The sequence below is a fragment of the Bifidobacterium pluvialisilvae genome (assembly GCF_019331695.1).
Lineage (GTDB): Bacteria > Actinomycetota > Actinomycetes > Actinomycetales > Bifidobacteriaceae > Galliscardovia > Galliscardovia pluvialisilvae.
The window spans coordinates 63,804-84,083 of the sequence record NZ_JAHBBI010000009.1; the positions used below are offsets into that span (position 1 = coordinate 63,804).

Below are 20,280 nucleotides of genomic sequence, written 5' to 3' on the forward strand. Positions count from 1 at the left end.
AAGGAGGAAAGCCGATGGGCACGGATGCAGCAGTGAAACCAAAGATGAACGTCACCATACAATCGAATATCGATGACGGGCCGGCCGAGGCCGCCGCCGACCGTCACCGTTACGACGCCGCGGCGCTCAAGGCGCTCACCAGCAAGATCGCCCAAGGCTACGGACTCAACGAACACGACGGCGACATCGTGGCCGACGTGCTCTCGTTCGCCGACACCCATGGCATCGACTCACATGGTCTGCAGCGTTTCCAGCTCTACGATGCCCAGATGGGCAACAAAATCGACCCGACCGCCGAAGCCGAGGTCGTCGTCGATACGCCGGTCAGCACCGTCATCGACGGTCATCGCCGCATGGGACAGGTCACCGGCCGGCAGGCCATGGACATGACCATCGCCAAGGCCAAGAAGACCGGCATGGCCATCGCCGCGGTCCGCCACTCCTGCCACTACGGAGCCGCCGGATACTACGCCAACCTCGCCGCCGAGCAGGGACTCATCGGATTCTCGGTGACGAACACCGAACCGGCCGTCTACCCGCTCTACGCCAACGACGTATGGCTCGGCACCAACCCCATCGCCTGCGCGATCCCAACCAGGCCGCATACGTTCTTCTTCGACGCCAGCACGTCGGTCGTCGCCTACGGCAAGGTCGAACTGTATTCCAAGCAGCGCAAGGACACCCCGGCCGCATGGGTCGTCGATCCGAACAACGAGCCGATCTACGACTCCACGGATGCCCTCGGGAGGCTCATGCGCTACGACAACGAGGCCGGTCTGCTCGCCACCGGCGGCAACAGCGAATACACGGGTGGTCATAAGGGCTACGGATTCTCCGTGCTCGTCGAGTTCTTCTCCGGCATCGTCTCCCAAGGCGCCACCACCGACCGCACCGCGGTCGGCGACCCGGTCGAAGGCATCAGCCACGGATTCATGGCCATCGATCCGCGCATCTTCGGCGACGCTGACACCATCCTCAACAACTTCTCCGACTATCTCGACGAGATCCGCCACCTGCACGCCGTACCCGGCAAACGTATCTACGTGCACGGCGACAAAGAGGCCGAAGCGTACGAGGACCGCATCGTCAACGGCGTGCCGCTCTACCGCAAGACCGTCGAGGAGCTGCGCGGCATCTGCGACAAACTCGGCATCTCCTACACCGGCGTGCTCGACCACTGACCCGACCCGCAATAGACGTAATAGAGGAATACGACACAGGAGTCTTACGCCATGAACTTCCTCAGCCAATCCCTGCCCCAGGCGTCGTCCGCCCTCGTTCTCGCCGAGGAGACGGCCAAAGTACATCTCAATTCCACCCAGCTGCTCATCAGCATCGTCGTCGGCGTCGCCGTGCTGATCGCCTTGGTGAGCTTCACGAAAATCCATCCGTTCATCGCCATCACCATCGCCTCGCTGACCGCCGGCATCGGATCGGGCTATGGTCTGATGAACACGGTCGAAGGATTCTCCTCCGGTTTCGGCAGCACGGCGGCAAGCGTCGGTATGCTCGTCGGATTCGGCGCCATGCTCGGCAAGGTGCTGATGGACACTGGCGCGACCGGCGTCCTTGTCGATACACTGCTCGCCAAGACGCCCGACAAGTTCCTGCCGTGGACCCTCGCCCTCATCGGCGCCCTACTCGGACTGCCGCTGTTCTTCGACGTCGGCGTGATCATCCTTGTCCCCGTCGTGGTCATGGTGGCCCGCAAGGCGAAGATTCCGCTGATGCGCGTCGCCATCCCGACCTTGGCTGGCGTCTCCACGATGCAGGCGCTGGTGCCGCCGCATCCCGGTCCCGTCGCCGCGTTGTCATCGTTCGAGAACGGCAACATGGGACTGACCATGGGCATCGGCGTGCTCATTGCCATCCCGGTGGTCGCCGTCGCCGGCCCGCTGTTCGCCCGCGTATGCGAGAAGTGGGTGCCGAAGATGGCGCCGGAGGAAGGCGCCGTCACCCAGGCCGAAGTACCCACCGATCCCGACTACCGTCGCCCGTCGTTCGGCCTGTCGCTGCTGTGCATCATCATGCCAGCCATCCTGCTGCTCATCACGTCGGCCATCGAAATCATCAACCCCGGCATCAAGGAGGCCAAGGACCTCGGCTCGCAGCTGGTGCAGTTCCTCAACAACCCCGAGGTCGCGTTGCTGCTGTCGCTGCTGTTCGCCATGATCTCGCTGTTCGTGGCGACGCACTACTCATGGACGCGACTCAACGACGCCGCGGCGAAATCCCTCGGCCCCGTCTGCGGCATCATCCTGATTCTCAGCGCCGGCGGCGGTTTCAAGACCGTGCTCATCGACACCGGCGTGGGTGATATGATCACGCAGTTCGTGCAGTCGTCGCATATCTCGATTCTGTTGGTCGGCTGGCTGATCGCCGCATTCGTGCGCGTCTCCACCGGTTCGTCGACGGTCGCATCCATCGCGACGGGCGGCGTGCTCGCGCCGGTCGCGCAGGCCCTCCAGCTCTCCCCGGTCGGTGTGGCTCTGCTGGTGCTCGCCATCGGCGCCGGCTCCGTGTTCCTCTCCCATGTCAACGACGCCGGCCTGTGGCTGGTCAAGGAGTTCTTCGGACTGACGCTGAAGGAGACGTTCATGACGTGGAGCGTCATGGAATGTCTGCTGTCGGTATGGGCGCTTGTCGTCATCATGCTGGTGTCCATCCCGTTGATGTAGCCGACGTGACGTCTATCGTCGACTCATCCGGTTGATGGCCGGATGATGGTCGCGAACCGGCCCGCAACGCCTCCCCGACGTTGCGGGCCGGTTCCTTTGTCGGGGTCGGCGATGCTATAGGATATGGAAGATAGTCAACGTTGAGATCGAGTTGGAATCTGGGAACTGTCGATGGTGCTAAGCAAACGTGATCAGGCGTATCGGTATCTGCGCGAGCGGATCGTGTCGTGCCGCATCAAGCCGGGCGAGCCGTTGGACGAGAAGCGGGCCGCCGAGGAGCTCGGCTTCAGTCGGATGCCGGTCCGTGAGGCCGTCAACAAGCTGGCCGAAGAGCATCTGGTCAATGTGTTCCCTTCGCGAGGGGTCATCGTCAGTCCGATTTCGTCGTCGGATTATCAGGAGATGCTCGACATCCGTCTGCTCGTCGAACCATATCTGCTGCATCGTTCGTGGCCGGTGCTGTCGGACAAGGATCTGCTGGAGTTCCGCGCCGTGATGACGGAACGGCTGGAAAACCCCGAATTCGAGACGGACTCCCCCGACGATGATTTCGACTACCGGTTCCATATGTATTTCGCGAACAAATCCGGCAGCCGGTATCTGATTTCGTTGATGAACATGATCATGACGCAGAGCCAGCGCATCCGGTTCTTCTCGGCGGTGGCGCCGCAGCGCACGTTGGATTCGTATCGCGAGCATGTGACGATCATCGACGCCGTGATCGACGGCGACGAGGACGCCGCCGTCAAGGCGGTCCGTGCGCACCTGACCAATACGCGCGAAGGATACATGCGCATCTCGCAATCGCGGGAGGATTTCTTCCGCGCCTGACCTCCCGTATTACACTGATGGCATTCACGCATTCGTGGAATGTCGTCGTAACGGAGGGAAGACACATGACCTATGTGCAGGCGTTGCTTGGATTCGCGCTGGTGGCCGGATCGATGGCCTTGGTGCCGGGGCTTGACATGATGATGGTGCTGCACGAGACCATCAACGCGGGCCGCCGCCGTGGCGTCGCGGCCGTGTGGGGCATCTCGTTGGGGGTGCTGGTATGGGCGGTGGCCGCCGCCGTCGGTCTGGCGGCGCTCATCAATGCGTTCCCCTTGGCCTATGACGCGATTCGTGTGATCGGCGGCCTGTATCTGTTGTATCTGGCGTTCAGCATGGCGAGGAAGAAGAAGTCCCATGGCGGTGCGCCGAAACCGGTCGATGTCGGTTCCGGCACCGTGAAACACGTCGATGTTTCACGTGAAACATCGACGTTCGGCGATTGCCTCCAGTCGTTCTGGCGGGGATTCCTGACCGATTTCTTCAACCCCAAGATAGGTGTGTTCTACATCGCCGTTATCCCCCAGTTTCTGGTGCCGGGCATCAACAATCTTGAGATGGGCGTCTCGCTGGGTCTGGTGCACTTCGTGGAGAGTGTGCTGGTGTTGACGACCGTCGCCTACGCCGCATCGTACTTTGCCGGCAGGCTGCATAACGAGCGTTCGCAGCGGATTCTCGGCCTGATATCCGGTGCCATCATGGCCATACTCGGTGGCGTGACCATCGCCGATGTGGTGAGGAGCCGGATGTAGTCATCGACGGTCAAGGCGGCCCGACCATACGACAATCGAATCATCGCGACGGTGGTCCGGAGGGAACTTCCTCCGGGCCACCGTTTTGTCGTATGTGTGGCTTGCGCGACGTCGATGTTGATGCCGGCCGACGGTGTCGGTCATTGATGCCGGCCGTCGATGCCGGTATTGACTGACTTACTGGCTGACTGCACCTGTGTCGCGCGGTCTGTCACTTGCCGCCGAAGGCGCCGCCGAAGGGGTCGTCGGTGTCGAAGACCGGCTTTTCGGTGAGCGGATACAGTTCGTCGAGCGTATAGGACTTGTATTCGGTCGGGCTCTTGGCAAGGATGATTTCGAAGTCGCGTTCGCAGAATTCGCAGAGGAACTCCCTGCACATGCCGCATGGCGAGCAGAACGACGTCAGCGGCCCCTTCGCTCCCCCGACCACGACGATGCGGGTGAACTCGTGGTGGCCTTCGGAGACGGCCTTGGCACAGGCGGTGCGTTCCGCGCAGATGGTCGGCGCGAAGCCCATGTTCTCGATGATGCAGCCGGTGTACACCGTGCCGTCGGTCGCCTCGAGCGCGGCGCCGACGCAGAAGTGCGAATACGGCGAGTAGGAGCGCTCCCTCGCCTCGATGGCCTTGGTAATGAGTTCCTCAGTGGAAATCGTGCTCATGTCATGCTCCTTTGCAAATCGTTGTGATGCCGTTCGGATGGTGTCCATGCGGCCGTCGTCGATGTTTCACACGCGATGTTTCACGTGAAACATCATCGGCGGGCCGGCTTGAATCGTCTCCGAACCCATGCCCATTGTAGGGGTCGGAGGATTTCATGAAACGCTGCCCTCGTCCAAACTGAACAAACGTGCAATGCGTCGGACGCCCGTCGTGAACGTGCGTCGGCTACCTCGCCGCAACGACCGTCCTGCCGCAACGACCCTCGTCGGTCATCGATGATCCTGCCAGAGCGGCAGGGGGAAGAGGACGTTCTCGCAGTGGGCCCACATCTCGGCGAGGTCCTGTCCGGGCCTGCGCAGCCAGCGCAGCTGCACGCCATCCATCATGCTGAACCCCGCCAGCAGTACGTCGGTCGGGTCGACGCCATCGGGGACTGACCATGCCACTTTTCGTGCCTGGTCGACGCCCTCCTGCTCGCGCCGTGCGAAGTACTCGTGCGCCGGGTGGTTCGGGTCCAGGGCCTCGGCGCTCAGCGTCGAGAACATATGCACCAGCTTCGGTCGTCGGATGTTGATTTCCACATTACGGCGGAACATCTCGGGAATCGAGGGGCTCTGCTGCGCCGCGCACTCCTCCAGCAGCTCGTTGGTCTCCCGGTCGTAGATGTCGGAGAGCACCAGTTCGAGCAGCCCTTCCTTGCTGCCCACGTAGTGCAGCACCCCGGCTTTGGTGAGCCCCACCTTGGTGGCGATCTTCTGCAGCGACGTTCCGTAGTATCCCATCGTGCCGAAGTATTCGATCGCCGCGTTCAATATCTGCGTGCGGCGATCCAGCTCCGCGCCGTCTGCGGCAGGGCGCCGCCTCCGTGCTCCCGAGCGTTCCTGTGAAGTCATCATGCCCTCTGCTGTCTCTCGTAGTGTGACGCCTTCCCATCATAGTCAATACCATTCGGTCGGTAGATGATGGGGCGTCGGCCGGCCGTTGATGCGGACCTGCCGACGATGTTGGCCGACCGCCGACATGCCGTCGTCGTCATCGATTTTCCATGATATATTATTACTTACCGACCGGTTGGTCCAGATGTCGTAGATGACGTCAACGCCATCCGTCGAAGCCCCGGCGCAGCAGCCGGGACCTACGCCACCCAACCCGCCATCGACAATGCGGCAACGCGACAGCCAGACGATGCAGCGATTCGTCATCATGAAAGCGAGGAAGCCATGAACGATCACGCCCAGACCAACACCGACCCCACCGCCGACATCAGCCCCAACTCTTCCCCCAGCATCAAAGACCTCACCCTCGAGGAGAAGGCCAGCCTCACTTCCGGCGGCGACGCCTGGCATCTGCAGGGCGTCGAATCCAAGGGCATCCCCGGCTACATGATTACCGACGGCCCGCACGGCCTGCGCAAGTCGCTCGCCACCGACACCGGCGACACCAACCTCGACGACTCCGTCCCCGCCACCTGCTTCCCGCCCGCCGCCGGCCTCTCCAGCTCGTGGAACCCGGCGCTGGCCGTCAAGGTCGGCGAGGCCATGGGTGAGGAATGCGTGCAGGAGAAGGTGGCCGTCATCCTTGGCCCCGGCGTGAACATCAAACGCAACCCGCTCGGCGGCCGTTGCTTCGAATACTGGTCCGAGGACCCGTATCTGGCCGGCCACGAGGCCGTCGGCATCGTCGAAGGCGTACAGTCCAAGGGCGTCGGCACCTCGCTCAAGCACTTCGCCGCCAACAACCAGGAGACCGACCGTTTGCGCATCTCCGCACGCATCTCGCCGCGCGCCCTGCGCGAAATCTACCTCCCCGCGTTCGAGCACATCGTCAAAACCGCCCAGCCGTGGACCATCATGTGCTCCTATAACCAGATCAACGGCGTGCACTCCGCGCAGAACCGCTGGCTGCTCACCGACGTGCTGCGCGACGAATGGGGCTTCAACGGCATCGTCATGAGCGACTGGGGCGCCGACCACGACCGTGTCGCCTCGCTCAACGCCGGACTCAACCTCGAAATGCCGCCAAGCTTCACCGACGACGACATCGTCTACGCCGCCCGCGACGGCCGCATCGCCCCCGACCAGCTCGACCGTATGGCGCAGGGCATGATCGACCTCATCAACAAGGCCCGCCCGGCCATGAATCGGAACGACTACCGATACGACGTCGACGCCCACGACGAGGTCGCCCATCAGGCCGCCGTCGAATCCATCGTCATGCTCAAGAACGCCGACGCCATCCTCCCCCTCGCCGCCGACGCCAAGGTGGCCGTCATCGGCGAATTCGCCCGCACGCCGCGCTATCAGGGCGGCGGCTCTTCGCACATCACGCCCACGAAGATGACCGGCTTCCTCGACACCCTCGCCGCCCGTGGCATCGACGCCGCCTTCGCCCCCGGCTTCACCTTCGCCGACGAGCCGCAGGACCCCGCCCTGACCGACGAGGCCGTCGCCGCCGCGAAGTCCAACGACGTCGTCCTACTGTTCCTCGGCCTGCCCGAGGCGGCCGAGTCGGAAGGCTTCGACCGCGAGACCCTCGACATCCCCGCCAAGCAAACCGCCCTGCTCAAGGCCATCGCCGCCGCCAACGAGAACGTCGTCGTGGTCCTGTCGAACGGTTCCGTCGTCTCCGTCGCCCCGTGGCGCGACCACGCCAGGGGCATCCTCGAATCATGGCTGCTCGGCCAGGCCGGCGGCCCCGCCCTCGCCGACGTCATCTTCGGTCGGCAGAGCCCGTCCGGCAAGCTCGCCCAATCCATCCCCATGGACATCAACGACGACCCGACCATGATGAACTGGCCGGGTGAGGAAGGCCACGTCGACTACGGCGAAGGCGTGTTCGTCGGCTACCGCTACTACGACACCTACGACAAGCCGGTCGCCTACCCGTTCGGCTACGGACTAAGCTACGCCACGTTCGCCATCGACGACGTCGTCGTGACGAGGTCCGGCGCGAACACGGCCCGCGTCACCGCCACCGTGACCAACACGTCCGACGTCGACGGCGCCGAAGTCGTGCAGGTGTACGTCGCGCCCGGCAAGGCCGAAGTCGCCCGCCCCCGTCATGAACTCAAGGGCTTCGAGAAGGTGTTCCTCAAGGCCGGCGAATCCACGACCGTCACGTTCGACCTCGACGAACGCGCCTTCGCCTACTGGTCCGAGACGTTCGACGGCTGGCACGTCGAAGCCGGCGATTACACGATCGAGGTCGGCATCAGCTCGCGCGATATCGTCGCCACCGGCGTCGTCACGCTTGACGGCGACGGCAAGACAAAGCCGCTGACCGAATGGTCCACGTACGGCGAATGGCAGGACGATCCCGTCGGCGCGGCGATCGTCGCCGACATGGAGGCGCGTGGCCGGGCCGGCACGCTCCCCCAGCTGCCCGACACCGACATCGTGCGCGTCTTCCTGAAGAACATGCCCATCAATTCGATGCCGATGATCAAAAGCGACGGCGGCCGGGAACTCACCGCATTCCTGCTCGACGAATACGCCAAGGCGACGAGGACGGAATAATCATATGGAATAGTCGTACGATATATATGAAATAGTCATACGAAACTGCCGTACGTAATATCCGTACGAGACGGCCTTGCGCAACGACCGGCGGGACGGTGCGGTAGCGCCGCCGCGCCGTCATCCACGTCGTGAATTGCCAACGGCGTAAATCCGAGAATGGGCGTAGAGTACTTTCGGCGGTCGATAGGGTGACCGTCGAAAGTACCTATGATTCGCGTGCGATACGACGCCATATCCGACGAACGCCGGTCGAAGCTACGACGAACGTCAATCGAATGACGCAGGATGCGATACCGCCCGCGGACCGACAGAGGATGAGCGACGGAAACAGGTGAAGCATGGCAGACGAGCGGAACGGACAACGGCGGACACTCCCCCACAACGGGTCGGACAAGACAGGTGAGACAGACAGCGGTAGCGACAATATCGGTAAGTCCCCATCGTCCCTCAAAACACTGACCCGCGAGGAATCGTTCCAGAACGGCCATCTCACACGCGTGGCGATGGTGTCGCTCTCAATCCTCACGCTCATCACGTTCGTCGGCAACTTCACGCAGCTGCAATTGAGCTCCGCGTTGCCGGCCATCGTCGACGAATTCCATATCAGCGTGACGACCGGCCAATGGCTCACGTCCGTGTTCCAGCTCGTCATGGGCGTGATGGTGCCGTTGACCGCGTTCCTCACGCGACGGTTCTCCACCCGACAGATCGTCATCACGTCGATGGTGGTGTTCACCATCGGGTCGGCGATTTCATGGCTGGGGCCGACCTTCGTGCTGGTGCTGCTCGGACGTGTGCTCGAGGCCGTCGGCACGGGCGTGATGTGGCCGGTGCTGCAAATCACCGTGTTCTCCATCTATCCGCTGTCGCGTCGCGGCATGGCCATGGGCACGGTCGGCCTCGCCATGAGCGTGGCCCCCGCCATCGGTCCGACGCTCGGCGGCTGGCAGGTCGACGTCGGCGGCTGGCGGTCGATCTTCGTCACGCTGACGATCATCGGCGTCGTCTGTCTGGCGGCGTCCGTGCTTGGCTTGCGCAACTTCGGCGAGCATGATCCGACCGTCAAGGCCGACTTCTTCTCCGTGATGCTGTCGATCTTCGGATTCGGTGGCCTCATGTTCGGATTCACGAACATCGAGTCCTACCCCATCACGCATCCGATGACGTGGCTGCCGATGACCATCGGCGTCATCGGCATCATCTGGTTCGTGGCGCGGCAGCTGCGCCGTCCGCAGCCGCTGCTCAACCTGCGTGTGCTCAAGAACCGCGGCTTCATGGTCGGCACCATCACCGCGGCCGTCGCGTTCTTCGCGTTCAGCTCCATTCTCGTGATCATGCCGCTGTACATCCAGAACGACCGTGGCTATTCGGCGCTGATGAGCGGCGTCATCATGCTGCCGGGCGCCATCGGCATGGCCATCACGCAGTTCTTCGGCGGCCGTGCGCTCGACACGTTCGGCGCCCGTCCGGTCGTGCTGTCGGGCAGCATCATCCTGACGTTGGGTACGTTCGCGATGAGTCTCATCTCCGCGGACTCGTGGATCTGGTGGGTGTCGATCTGCCAGTTCATCCGCCAGATCGGCATGGGATTCGTGCTCATGCCCGTCACCACATGGTCGTTGAACTGTCTGGAGCCGGAGGACGTCTCGGCCGGCTCGTCGGTGACGAACACCGTGCGCCAGATTGCCGGCGCCATGGGCGCGCCCGTGCTCGTGATCCTCATGGAGGTCATCGCGGACGCGCATCATGCGGCGCTCGGCGGCGGACAGGCCACGGCGGTGGCCGCCAGCATCTTCGGCATCCAGTGGGCGTTGCGCATCAGCGGCGCCCTGTGCTTCATCATGGTGTTGCTTTCCGTCTTCGGCGTGCGCGGCCAGGGCGCCGGCTCGGCCCATGCGCTCGGCCGCGGCGCGATACGGAAGATCCGCGGCCTCAACCACCGGTGACGTATTCCGTTGCTATGAGAAAACCCCGCCGCAAGGACGGGGTTTTCTCATAGGCGGACTACCGAATCATCGGCGATGACGGCCGATGGGGGCTCCCGCCGTTGCGGAACGACGTCGGACGGCGGTGACCGCCAATCCTCCGCCGAGCAGCAGCATGGCGAGGGCGAGGACGCCCGCGGCGTCGGAGCCGGTCTTCGACAGACGGACCACCGGCGTGTAGGTGTTCTCGAACACCGGTGCCGTATGGTCGCCGCCGAACAGTCCGGACGAGTATGCCACGGTGGCGCTCATCGTGCCGTCGAGCCTGTCGGTCACGGTGACCTTGGCCTCGTACACGGTCCGGTCGTAGCGGATGCCTTCGGCGTTGCCCACGGTCTCGCGGATCGTGTACCGGTACTCCCCCGGCTTGGTGAACTCGACCGGCGTGAACGTGACCTTGCCGTTGGCCGCGTTCTTTGCGGTCTGCACGGTTCTGCCGTTCGCGTCGCGCAGCTCGAACGTGAATTCGCCGTCCTTGAGCGCGCGGCCCTTGAGGGTCTTGCTCGCCGAGAACGTGGCGGTCGTCGGAGTCGGGGCGTACGTGTTGGAGAACACGGCGTCGGCGGGCTTCACGGCGTGGCCGTCGAGGCTGATCTCATGCGTGGCGCTCATCGTGCCGTCATGGTTGTCCACGACGGTGACGACGACCGTGTACGCGGTGTCGTCGTAGGTAACGCCGCCGAGTTTGTCGGCCTTCTCGCGCACGGTGTACGCGTAGGTGCCGGGCTTGGCGTACGTGATCTCACCGAAGGAGATCGTGCCGTCGGCACTATTCTTCGCGGTGGCGACGCCGTCCTTCGCATCCTTCGGCATCGGGACGGTGGCACCGTCCGCGCCTTGCGCACCGGTGAGGGTGAACGTGAATTCGCCGTCCTTGAGCGCACGGCCGTCGAGCGTCTTCGTGAAGTCGAACGAGTCGGTCACGGTGCCCGCCGAGTACGTGTTCTCGAAGGAGAACAGCGCGCCGGTGGCGGGGTCGGTGGTGGCGCTCATCGTGCCGTCGCCGTTGTCCTTGATGGTCACGGTGAAGGTGCGGGTGAGGGCCTTGTCGTTCGTCACGCCCGCCACGTCACCGGATTCGGCGACGCGGTAGGTGAACGTGCGTTCGGTCTGGCCGCCGAGGTCGGCGAACCTGTAGACCACCTTGCCGAGGTCGATGTTGCCGGCCTCGTCGTTCTGCGCGGTCAGTTCGCGCTTGTCCGTGACGGTCTTGCCGTCGGTGCCGAGCACGTGGAGCGGCGCGCCGTCGACGGGCGTGAGCGTGAAGGCGAACCTGCCCTTGAGCTGGTCGAGGGTGGTGGCGTAGTCGCCGTCGTCGAGCAGCTTCACGCCCTTGAACTCGATGGGGGTGGAGTCCGTGGTGGTGTAGTTGTTCTCGAAGGCGAGTCCGCTGCCGCCGTTCTGGCCGTCGAGGCCGTTCGTGGTGAGCGTGAGCGTGCCGTTGTGGTCCTTGTCCGCCACGTTCACGGTGAACGTGTGGGTGCGGGTCACGGCGGTCACGCCGCCGGGCAGGTTCGCTTCCGATTCGACGACCGTGTACGTGTGGTCGCCCAGGTCCTTGAGCGTGTAGCCCAGAGACTTGTCGAAGGTTATCTTGCCCGTGGAGTCGCTGGTGCCGGTGGAGACCGGGGTGCCGTTTGCCGCCGTGCCTTCGTAGACGTTGAACGTGTACTTGTCGGCGTCGGTGAGCTTGCGGCCGGTCATGGTCTTCGTGCCGGTGAGGTCCAGCTTGGCGGAGGCGGCGTAGGTGTTCTCGAAGGCGAACAGCTTCGCCGTGTCGACCGGGCTCGTGGCCACCTTGAGCGCGCCGGTGCCATCGTCCGTCACCGTGACGGTGAAGGTCTTGACGGCAGTCGCGTCGTTGGTGACGCCGGCCGTCGTGCCGCTCTCCTTGACCTCATAGGTGAAGGCCTTGGAGCGCGAGCCGTTCGCGCCGGGCGTGACGCCCTTCAGGTCGGCGAGCGTGTACTGCAGCGTGCCGAAGTCCACGGCGCCGGCCGCGGTGTTCTGTGCGGTGAGCGAGTCCTTGGTCTCCGTCTTGCCGTCGTCGCCAGCCACGTGGATGGGCGCGCCGTCCTTGCCGGTGAGCGTGAACGTGAACTTGCCGCCGAAGTCGGCCGTGTAGTCCTTGCCGTCATCGCCCTTCACCTGCTTCGTGCCGGCGATGGCCGTGGAACCGGCCGCCGAGTACGTGTTGGTGAACGTCGGCTGGGAAGGCGTGGACTTGCCGTCGACCTTCACGGTGGTGGCGAGCTTGCCGTTGCCGTTGTCCTTGACCGTCACCGTGTAGGTGTGGGCGGCGGTGTCGTAGGCGACGCCGGGCAGCTTGTCCTTGTCCGCCGGGATGACCTCGTTCACGGTGTAGGTGAACGTCTTCGACTTGGCACCGCCCAGATCGCTCAGCTGGTACGCGATCGGGCTGAACGCCACCGAGCCGTCGGCTGCAGCCGGCTTGGTCTGGAGGAGCTTGCCGTCCTTCGTGGCACCCTCGTGGAGCTGGAACGTGAAGGCGCCCTGCGGAATCGCGCGGCTGGAGCCGTCCTCGTTTGTGAACGCCTTCTTCGCCGTGAGCGTGGCCGCGCCGGTGGCGTCGTAGGTGTTCGTGATCTCGGTGGTGTCGGTGTTCGTGTTCGCGTCGGTCACCGTGGCCTTGAGCGTGCCGGTGGCCTTGTCGAGCGTGACCTTGACCTCCACGTAGTTCCACGCGTCGCCGTAGGTGACGCCATCCTTGACGTTGCCCAGCGCACCTTCGGGCACGACCTCGCGGATCGAGTACTGGTAGGTGCCGGCCTTGTCGAAGGTGAGCTTGTCGAAGGTGACGTCGCCGTCGTCCGCGTTGGTCTTGGTCTGCAGCGGGTCCGCGGTGTTCTCGCCGTACCTCAGCCCGTCGTACAGGTTGAAGCTGAACTGCTTGTCCTTGAGCGTGGCGCCGTTCAGGGTCTTGTGGGCCTTGAGCCGCACGTCCACGGCGGTGGGCTGGTAGGTGTTGGCGAACGTCGGCTGTGTGACGGTCGTGCCGTCGGCCTTCGTGATGACCGGGGTGACCTTGAGCACGCCGTTCTCGAGCGAGACCGTGACGGCGGCCGTGTAGACGGTCGTGTCGTAGGTCATGCCCGCGGCGGTTCCCTTGACCTCGGAGATCCGGTACTGGTACGTCTTGGCCGCGCCGTTCTCGCCCAGGTCCTTGTCCGTGAAGGTGATGGCCTTGAACGCGCCGATGCCGTTGGCGTTGTTCGTGGTCGTGACGGTGCCGCCCGTGGCGCCGTTCGGCATCGGGGCGCCGTCCAGGCCTTCGAGCTGGAAGGTGAACTGATTGGCCTGCATCTTGTTGGCGCCGGAGAGGTCGGTGTAGGTCTTCCTGACCGTCGGGCTCCAGTCCTGCGAGAGCTGGTCGTAGGTGTTGGCAATCACCGCCACCGGGTCGGCGTCCTGGGCGGCCTTGACCTTCTTGGCCTTGGCGAGCGCCTGCTTGGAGGCGGCGGACGCCTTGGGTAGCTCCACCATGGCCACGGCGCTGGTCAGCTGGCCCTTGCCGTCGTCGGTCACCGTCACCGTGGCACGGTACATGTCAGTGGAGTAGCTTACGCCCGGAAGCGGGTCGGCGGGCTCCTCCTCGCTGATGTTGTACGTGTAGGTGCCGGCCTTGGTGTAGGTCATCTGGCCGAAGCCGAACGCGTCGCCGTCGGTGGCGTCGTGCGTGAGTACGCCGTTCCTGGCCCCATCAGGCATCGGGACGTCGTTCTTGGCCACATTCGCGTCGCCGACCGCGAGCGTGCCGCCCACGGCTTCGAGCTTGAACGTGAACGAGTCGCCGTTCTGCCAGTCGCGGCCGCTGAGCGTCTTCTGCGCATGCAGTTCGGCCGTGGCGGGCGCGGGGCTGTACACGTTGTCGAACGCGGCCTCGTCGGAGTCGGCGTCGGTGGATGTCGCCGGATCGCCGTCGCTGACGATGTAGCTGGTCTTCAGCGTGCCGTTGCCGGCGTCCGCGACCGTCACCACCACCTTGCGGGTGGTGGCGTCGTAGGCGATGCCGTCCTTCGTGACGCCCTTGACCACCGGATTACCGCTGTCGTCCAGCTCGGCCACCGTGTAGGTCACGGTCCACGTCTTCGCCTTGTCGTTGTACGTCGCGTAGCCGTCCTTCACCGCCTGCGCCAGCGAGGCCGGCGTGTAGGCGATGCGGTTGAAGGTGACGCGTCCGGAGGTCTCGCCGCCGGCGGGCGCGGTGTTCGTCTTGGTCTGGATTGGCGTCTTGCCATCCGTGCCGTCGCCCTGATACAGGCCGAAGCTGAACTTGCCGGCCGTAAGCTTCGGCGAAGCGACGCCACTGGCGGCCGTCAGATTCTTGTGCAGCAGGAAGAACGTGAAGCCTTCCGGCGCGTAGGTGTTGGTGAAGCCGGCCTTGTCGGTCAACGCCTTGTCGGCGTCGGTCTTCGCAGTGGCATTGTCGTAGGCCGTCGACGCGACCTTCAGACCACCCTGGCCGTTGTCCACGACCTTGACGGTCACGTATCCGACGTGATCGTCCTTCTGCGTGCCCTGCTTCACGTTGCCTGTTTCGGTGACCGCGAACTTGAAGGTTCCCGGCTTGGTGAAGTGCAGGCCGTCGAAGCTGAAGCCGGCGGGAGCGTCGTCCTTCGCGCCCTTGACGGTGGCCTCGAGCGTGCTGGCCTTCGCGTCGCCGCCGAGGACGATGGAATCGTCCTTCAGGCCGGCGCTCGCGGCCTTGGCCGCGTCGGTGCCGTCGGTCGCCGCACCGAGGCTGAACGTGAACGTCTCGTCCGCGTCCATGTCACGCCCGGTCAGCGTCTTCCGGCCTGCGATCGAAGCATCCACGGGGTTGAGCGTATAGGTGTTGGAGAACACCGGTCGGCCGTTGTCGAGCTTGCCGGCCGCGACCTTGTTGCCGTCCTGGTCGAGGATGGTGGTGCTCTGCTTGAGCACCGGCTTGTCGCCGTCCGTGGTGGTGGAGAGCACGACCTTCACCGTGTAGGTGGTGAGGTCGTAGGTCATGCCGTTGAGCGTGGCGGTCTTGCCGTCGGCGCTGGTCTTGGCTCCGGCAGGCGCGTTCTCCTTGAGCGTGTACGTGTAGGTCTTGCCGTCATCATCGGAGCCGGTGTACTTGATGGCCGGGAACGACACCGTGCCGTCGGATTTGACGGCGGCGACCACGGAGCCTCCCCTCTTGCCTTCCGGCATCGGGGCCTTGCCGTCCGCGCTGAGCGTGAACGAGAACATGCCGTCGGTCAGCGGCTTGGAGCCGGTCCTGTCCTCGTACTTCTTGGTGGCGAGCAGGCTGAAGTTGATGCTCTCCGCGTCGAAGTAGTTGGTGAACCACGCCTTGTTGAAGGCGACGGGCTTCTCGGGGTTCTTGTAGTCGGAACCGTTGTCGTTGGACGCCTTGGTCACGACGACGCCGTCGTCCGGATCGATGGACAGCTTGCCGTTGCCGTCATCCGCTACCTTCACCGTCACGTGGTAGAGCGCGTTGGAGTAGTCGATGCCGGGGATGGCCTGCTCGCCGTCGTTCGCCGTGGGCGTGTGCTCGTACAGGTCGTACTCGTAGGTGCCGGCCTTGGTGTACGTGATGTCGCCGAAGGCATGCACTTCGCCGTCGGTCACGGTCAGCGCGGCATAGCCGTCCTTCGCGCCCGCGGGCAGCGGGGCGTCGGGGTTCTGCGCGGTCGGCGCGAGACGGAACTCGAACGAGTCGCCCTGCTTCCAAGCACGGCCGGAGAGGTCCTTCTGCACCTTGATGGTGCCGGAGGTCGTGGCCGGGGTGGGCGTGTACGTGTTCTTGAACGCCCGGACGCCATTGTGGTCGTCGACGCCGGCGATCATGGGCTGGCCGCTCCTGACCTCGAGGTTGCCGGACGCGTTCTTCGCCACGTCGAACGTGACGGTCGCGGTGCGGTCGTCAAGCGTCACGCCGTCGCCGCCCTTGCCGGTCTCCTTGACCGTGTACACGTAGGTGCCGGCCTTGGAGAACGTGAAGTCGCCGAATGAGAACTTTGAGATGCTGCCGTCCGCGCCGTCACCGCTCTTCTTCACGGTGGCGGTGGTGTTCGCGGGCATCGCGGCCTTGACCTCGGCCTCGCTCACGCCCTTGCTGTCCGCGGCGTCCGCGGCAAGCTCGAACGTGAAGGCGTCCGTGTCCTTCCAGGCGCGTCCGGTCAGCTGTTTGCCGAGTGTGACGGAGCCCTTGACCGACTGCGGCTTGCGCGCGTCATACACGTTGTACGAAGTGGCGTCGGACACGGGCAGTCCGAACGCCTTGGCCTTGGCGAGCGCGGCGCTTGATTCAGCCGCATCCGTGCCGGGCAGCATGAAGTACGTGGGATCGGGGTTGATTTCGTATTCCACGCCGTTCGATGCCTTGGGCGCCTCGGTCTCCACGAAGAAGTAGAGCGTGTTGGTCGCCAGCGGCTTGTCCGCGGAGCCGAACGTCGCGACGCCGTTGGCATTGGTGGTGACGTCGTCGCCGACCTTCGTGGCGGCGGCCTTCGCCTCATCGAACGTGACCGCATTCCCACTGAGCTTGCCCATATCCACCTGGTACAGCGCGAACTTCGCGCCCGGCAGGGTGCGGGAGAGGTCGGAGGCGTCGGTCTTGGTGACGGTGATCGTGCCCGCCGCGCCTTCGGTGCCGGCGGACGGGTTGGTGACGGTCCAGTCCTTCTTGTTGATGCTCTCGCCGCCGGTCACGCCGTCCAGCGTGGCGGTGTTGGAGAGGTTCACCTTGTCGCCGGGCTTGCCGTTGGGCTTGACGTCGTATGTCACGGTGACGGGCGTCGAGTCGGGCAGGGTGAGCGTGAGCTTCGTGGTGGGGCTGCCGTTCCCGTCGGTCACGCGCTCCACCTTCACCGGCACGACGAGCGTCGCCCCGGTGTTGGAGTTGATGACCTTCAGGGACGTGGGGATGAACGTGCCTTCGGCGTCCATCACGTCGGTGAGGGTCACGGTGTCCGAATCCTTGACGAGGTCCGCGCCCTCCGGGTTCACCTTGATGGTGTAGCGGACGTGGTTCACGTCCTTGACCTGGGCGGCCGACTTGTCGATGACCTTGCTGCTGCCGGTCACCGTGCTGGTGTCCTCGCCGAAGTGGGTCTTGCCGGAGTCGGCGGTCGCCTTGTTGGTGAAGTCGACCTCCTGGCCGGTGCCCTTGGCGGCGGTGGAGTAGGTGAGCACGGCGTACGCCTTGTCGGAGCCGTCTTCGTTCTGGATGACGTCCTTGGTGGGGATGGTGAAGACGGTGTTGCCGTTCGCGTCGGTGGTGCGCACGTCGTCGAGCTTGCCGTTGACGGGGCCCGGCCAGTTGCCCGCCTGCACCTTGTACTTGCCGCCGGGCACGTAGCTCATGCCCTCGGGCAGCGTGTCCGTCACGACGATCGGCTGGCCGTGGAGCTCGGTCTTGCCCACGCCGTTGTTCTGGTCGTTATCCTCGTTGACCGTGACCTGCCATGTGGCCACCCAGGCGCCCTTCGTGGTGTCGTTCGGGTTGATCTGCGACCAGTCGAAGTCCTTGTCCCACGACATCTTGCCGGTCTTGGCGACGAGGTTCGTGTTCTCGACGTCGTAGGAGGCGTCGGCGGAGGTGGTCTTGCCGTTATACTTCACCTTCGCGGTGTTCTTGTACGTGCCGGACGTCTTGTCGCTCACGGTCCAGTACTTGACCTGCACATCCGTCTTGCCGATGGCGGCCTTGATGGCGCTGCTGTTCTTGAACGTGATCTTGAACGAATCCGCCTGGTACTTGTCGAGCGAGTAATCGACGCCCTCGGTCAGCGTCGTGTCGCCGATGGTGAGAACCGGCTTGCGGGACTGGTCGAAGCCGAACCCGCCATCATCGGAGCCGGATGCGTTCGCCGCCTGGTCGAATTCAAGCTTCTCGTCGGTGAACTGCACGCTCGTGGGGTCGGTGTTCGCGTCCATGAGCGAGAACCTTACATCGGACGTCCACTCGGCCTTGCCGTCCGTGGCCGCGGTGGAGGAGTCGACGCTCTTGGTGACGTAGGTGTTGGTGTCCTTCGGCGTGTACTTGCCGGAGTCCTCGCCGCCCGGCTGCGTGCCCGGGTCCGGCGGGGTCACGATGGCGTCGTTGTTCACCGTCGCGGTCGAGGAGGCGTCGTCGAGCGCGGTATGGTACACGATGTAGTACGTCTGCGCGGCCGGCGTCCTGCGGGAACTTGTACTCGAAGCTCCTGGCGGTGCCGTCGAGCGTGCCGGTGGCGACCGGGTTGTTCCAGTCCGTGCCCTTGATGACCTCGTAGGAGCCGATGTAGTGCTGGCCGTCCTTGATGGTGTCCTTGAACACGTAGCCGCCCATGTCGGCCTTGAGGTTGCCGGTGTTGAGCTCGACGGTCCACTTGATGTCGTCGGCTCTGCCGGAACCGTCCTTCTTGTTGATCATCTTGTAGCTCAGGTTCGGCGTCGTGTCCGCCTCGCCGGGCTTGTCGGCGCCGTCCCACGTCCACTGCGCGGTGTTCTGCGCGTCGTCGAGCTTGCCGCCCTGCGCGAGGGTCTTCTTCGCCGCGTCGGTGAGCTTCGCCTTGTAGGTGAGCTGGTAGCCGTTCTTGCCGGCCTTGTCGAGGTCGCCCAGGTTGATGGTGGCCTTCTGGCCGTCGATGGTGGCGGTCACGTCCTTGCCATCGAGCTGGAACGTGCCGGGCACGAACGTGAAGTTGGAGCCCATCGTGTCGGTGACGACCATGTTCTTCACGGCGAACTGCGGTTTGAGCGTGACGGTGAACGTCACCGTGCCGTCGTCGTTGAGCTTGTAGTCCTTGTCGCCGCTCACCTCGGACTTGTCGATGGTGATGGTGATGTCACCGCCGCCGCCGGGGAAGACGATATGCTCCTTGTTGCCGTCGCCGCCTGCGTCCTCACCGAGCGTGAAATCGAAGCTGACGTACGAGGAGATCTCCGAGGGATGGTCGGTGAGCCAGTCCTCGTTCCAGTGGGCGCTGACCACGCCGTCCTTGATGGTCCACGTGCCGGCCACGTTGCCGTCGCCGTCGTACAACGTGGACGATTTCACATCCTTGACGCTGATGTTCTTCGGGAACGTGTACGAACGGTTGGGACTGCTCAGCGTGGGCTTCTGCGCATCCGAGAAGTCGAAGCTGATCTGGCCGTAGAACGTCTGACCGACGCCGGCCATGTCCTTGTCCGGATCGAACTTCTGCGTGTGGTTCTTGTCCTTGTATATGCTGACGGTCACGCCGCTGGTGACCTGCACCGACGGGGCGTCGGGAGCGTACCCCTCGTCGGCGGCGTTGGACAGGGGTACTATCGCCATCCCCGTCACCAATGTGGCAAGGGTGGTGATTATGGCAATCAGGACCCTTCCGAAAATATTGTCGCTATGCGGTTGCATCGCCCATCATTCCTTCAAACCTCTGGAAAATCAAATGATTTGGCGATATCGACTCCCCGCCTCCCGGCCGGATGACTGTGTTCCGGGGGGGGGGGGGTAGGGGCCCATATCCGTTTCAGTGTATCTCATCCCCTCCAATAAGGGTGTTACGGGGACGGTTTTTGGACCGTGTTGTGGCCTGTCTCACACGGTCGCGATTCTCCGTCGGGCAGGACGCCGGTCCTGGCCGATTCGGCCAAATAACGAATACATCGGGAAGGTTCCCGAAAAAAGAAGAACCCCGGCGGGTTGGAACGCCGGGGTAGAGAGAGGAAGAGAGAAGAAGGGTTCAGTTATCAGATTCGGAAGGAATCTCATCAACGTTTCCGTTGACAGTTCCTATATAACAGCACGACTCTTGGCATAACGCTGTGAAATCCTTGGATTTCTCTGGGCAAATCGTGACGATTCCGTAACATCGGCATCTTCGGCAGCGTCG

11 protein-coding genes are annotated in these 20,280 nt (G+C 63.9%); 6 read left to right on the top strand and 5 right to left on the bottom strand.

The genetic code is table 11. The annotated features are described in order from the left end of the window. Positions 1 to 14: 14 nt before the first annotated feature. From KIH77_RS08065 to KIH77_RS08080, 4 genes are all read left to right on the top strand, one after another. A complete protein-coding gene (locus tag KIH77_RS08065; protein ID WP_219100794.1) occupies positions 15 to 1,181 on the top strand; it encodes an Ldh family oxidoreductase in 1,167 nt (388 codons plus the stop codon). 51 nt (positions 1,182 to 1,232) lie between these two features. Next, the gene (locus tag KIH77_RS08070) at positions 1,233 to 2,678 is read left to right on the top strand and encodes a GntP family permease (RefSeq protein ID WP_219100796.1); all 1,446 of its coding nucleotides are present in this window, start codon (positions 1,233 to 1,235) and stop codon (positions 2,676 to 2,678) included. 171 nt (positions 2,679 to 2,849) lie between these two features. Further along, complete coding sequence (locus tag KIH77_RS08075) at positions 2,850 to 3,509, top strand: GntR family transcriptional regulator (protein ID WP_219100798.1); 660 nt, start codon at positions 2,850 to 2,852, stop codon at positions 3,507 to 3,509. Between the two features lie 65 nt (positions 3,510 to 3,574). Beyond that, on the top strand, positions 3,575 to 4,261 hold the full coding sequence (locus KIH77_RS08080; RefSeq protein ID WP_219100800.1) for a LysE family translocator: 687 nt from the start codon (positions 3,575 to 3,577) through the stop codon (positions 4,259 to 4,261). 211 nt (positions 4,262 to 4,472) lie between these two features. Here KIH77_RS08080 and cdd read toward each other — a convergent pair whose 3' ends face one another. From cdd to KIH77_RS08095, 3 genes are all read right to left on the bottom strand, one after another. Next, positions 4,473 to 4,970, bottom strand: a complete 498-nt coding sequence (gene cdd / locus KIH77_RS08085) for a cytidine deaminase (protein ID WP_372445382.1) — start codon at positions 4,968 to 4,970, stop codon at positions 4,473 to 4,475. A gap of 222 nt (positions 4,971 to 5,192) precedes the next feature. Further along, complete coding sequence (locus tag KIH77_RS08090) at positions 5,193 to 5,819, bottom strand: TetR/AcrR family transcriptional regulator (RefSeq protein ID WP_236024574.1); 627 nt, start codon at positions 5,817 to 5,819, stop codon at positions 5,193 to 5,195. Between the two features lie 42 nt (positions 5,820 to 5,861). Continuing rightward, positions 5,862 to 6,128 (bottom strand): hypothetical protein, encoded by a 267-nt coding sequence (locus KIH77_RS08095; RefSeq protein WP_219100803.1) that lies wholly within the window; start codon positions 6,126 to 6,128, stop codon positions 5,862 to 5,864. Between the two features lie 15 nt (positions 6,129 to 6,143). On the opposite strand from KIH77_RS08095, the gene KIH77_RS08100 reads away from it, so the two are divergent. Together KIH77_RS08100 and KIH77_RS08105 are read left to right on the top strand one after the other, a co-directional pair. Further along, a complete protein-coding gene (locus KIH77_RS08100; RefSeq protein ID WP_236024575.1) occupies positions 6,144 to 8,438 on the top strand; it encodes an exo-alpha-(1->6)-L-arabinopyranosidase in 2,295 nt (764 codons plus the stop codon). Positions 8,439 to 8,779: 341 nt separating this feature from the next. Next, a complete protein-coding gene (locus tag KIH77_RS08105) occupies positions 8,780 to 10,387 on the top strand; it encodes an MDR family MFS transporter (RefSeq protein ID WP_219100805.1) in 1,608 nt (535 codons plus the stop codon). Between the two features lie 66 nt (positions 10,388 to 10,453). Here KIH77_RS08105 and KIH77_RS08110 read toward each other — a convergent pair whose 3' ends face one another. After that, positions 10,454 to 18,358 carry a Spy0128 family protein gene (locus tag KIH77_RS08110; protein WP_308283317.1) on the bottom strand — a complete coding sequence of 2,635 codons (7,905 nt, stop codon included), beginning with the start codon at positions 18,356 to 18,358 and terminating at the stop codon, positions 10,454 to 10,456. Next, positions 18,306 to 19,724: an isopeptide-forming domain-containing fimbrial protein gene (locus KIH77_RS10485; RefSeq protein ID WP_236024576.1), complete on the bottom strand. Its 1,419-nt coding sequence runs from the start codon at positions 19,722 to 19,724 to the stop codon at positions 18,306 to 18,308. Before KIH77_RS10485 ends, KIH77_RS08110 begins: the two co-directional genes overlap by 53 nt. Between the last annotated feature and the right edge of the window lie 556 nt (positions 19,725 to 20,280).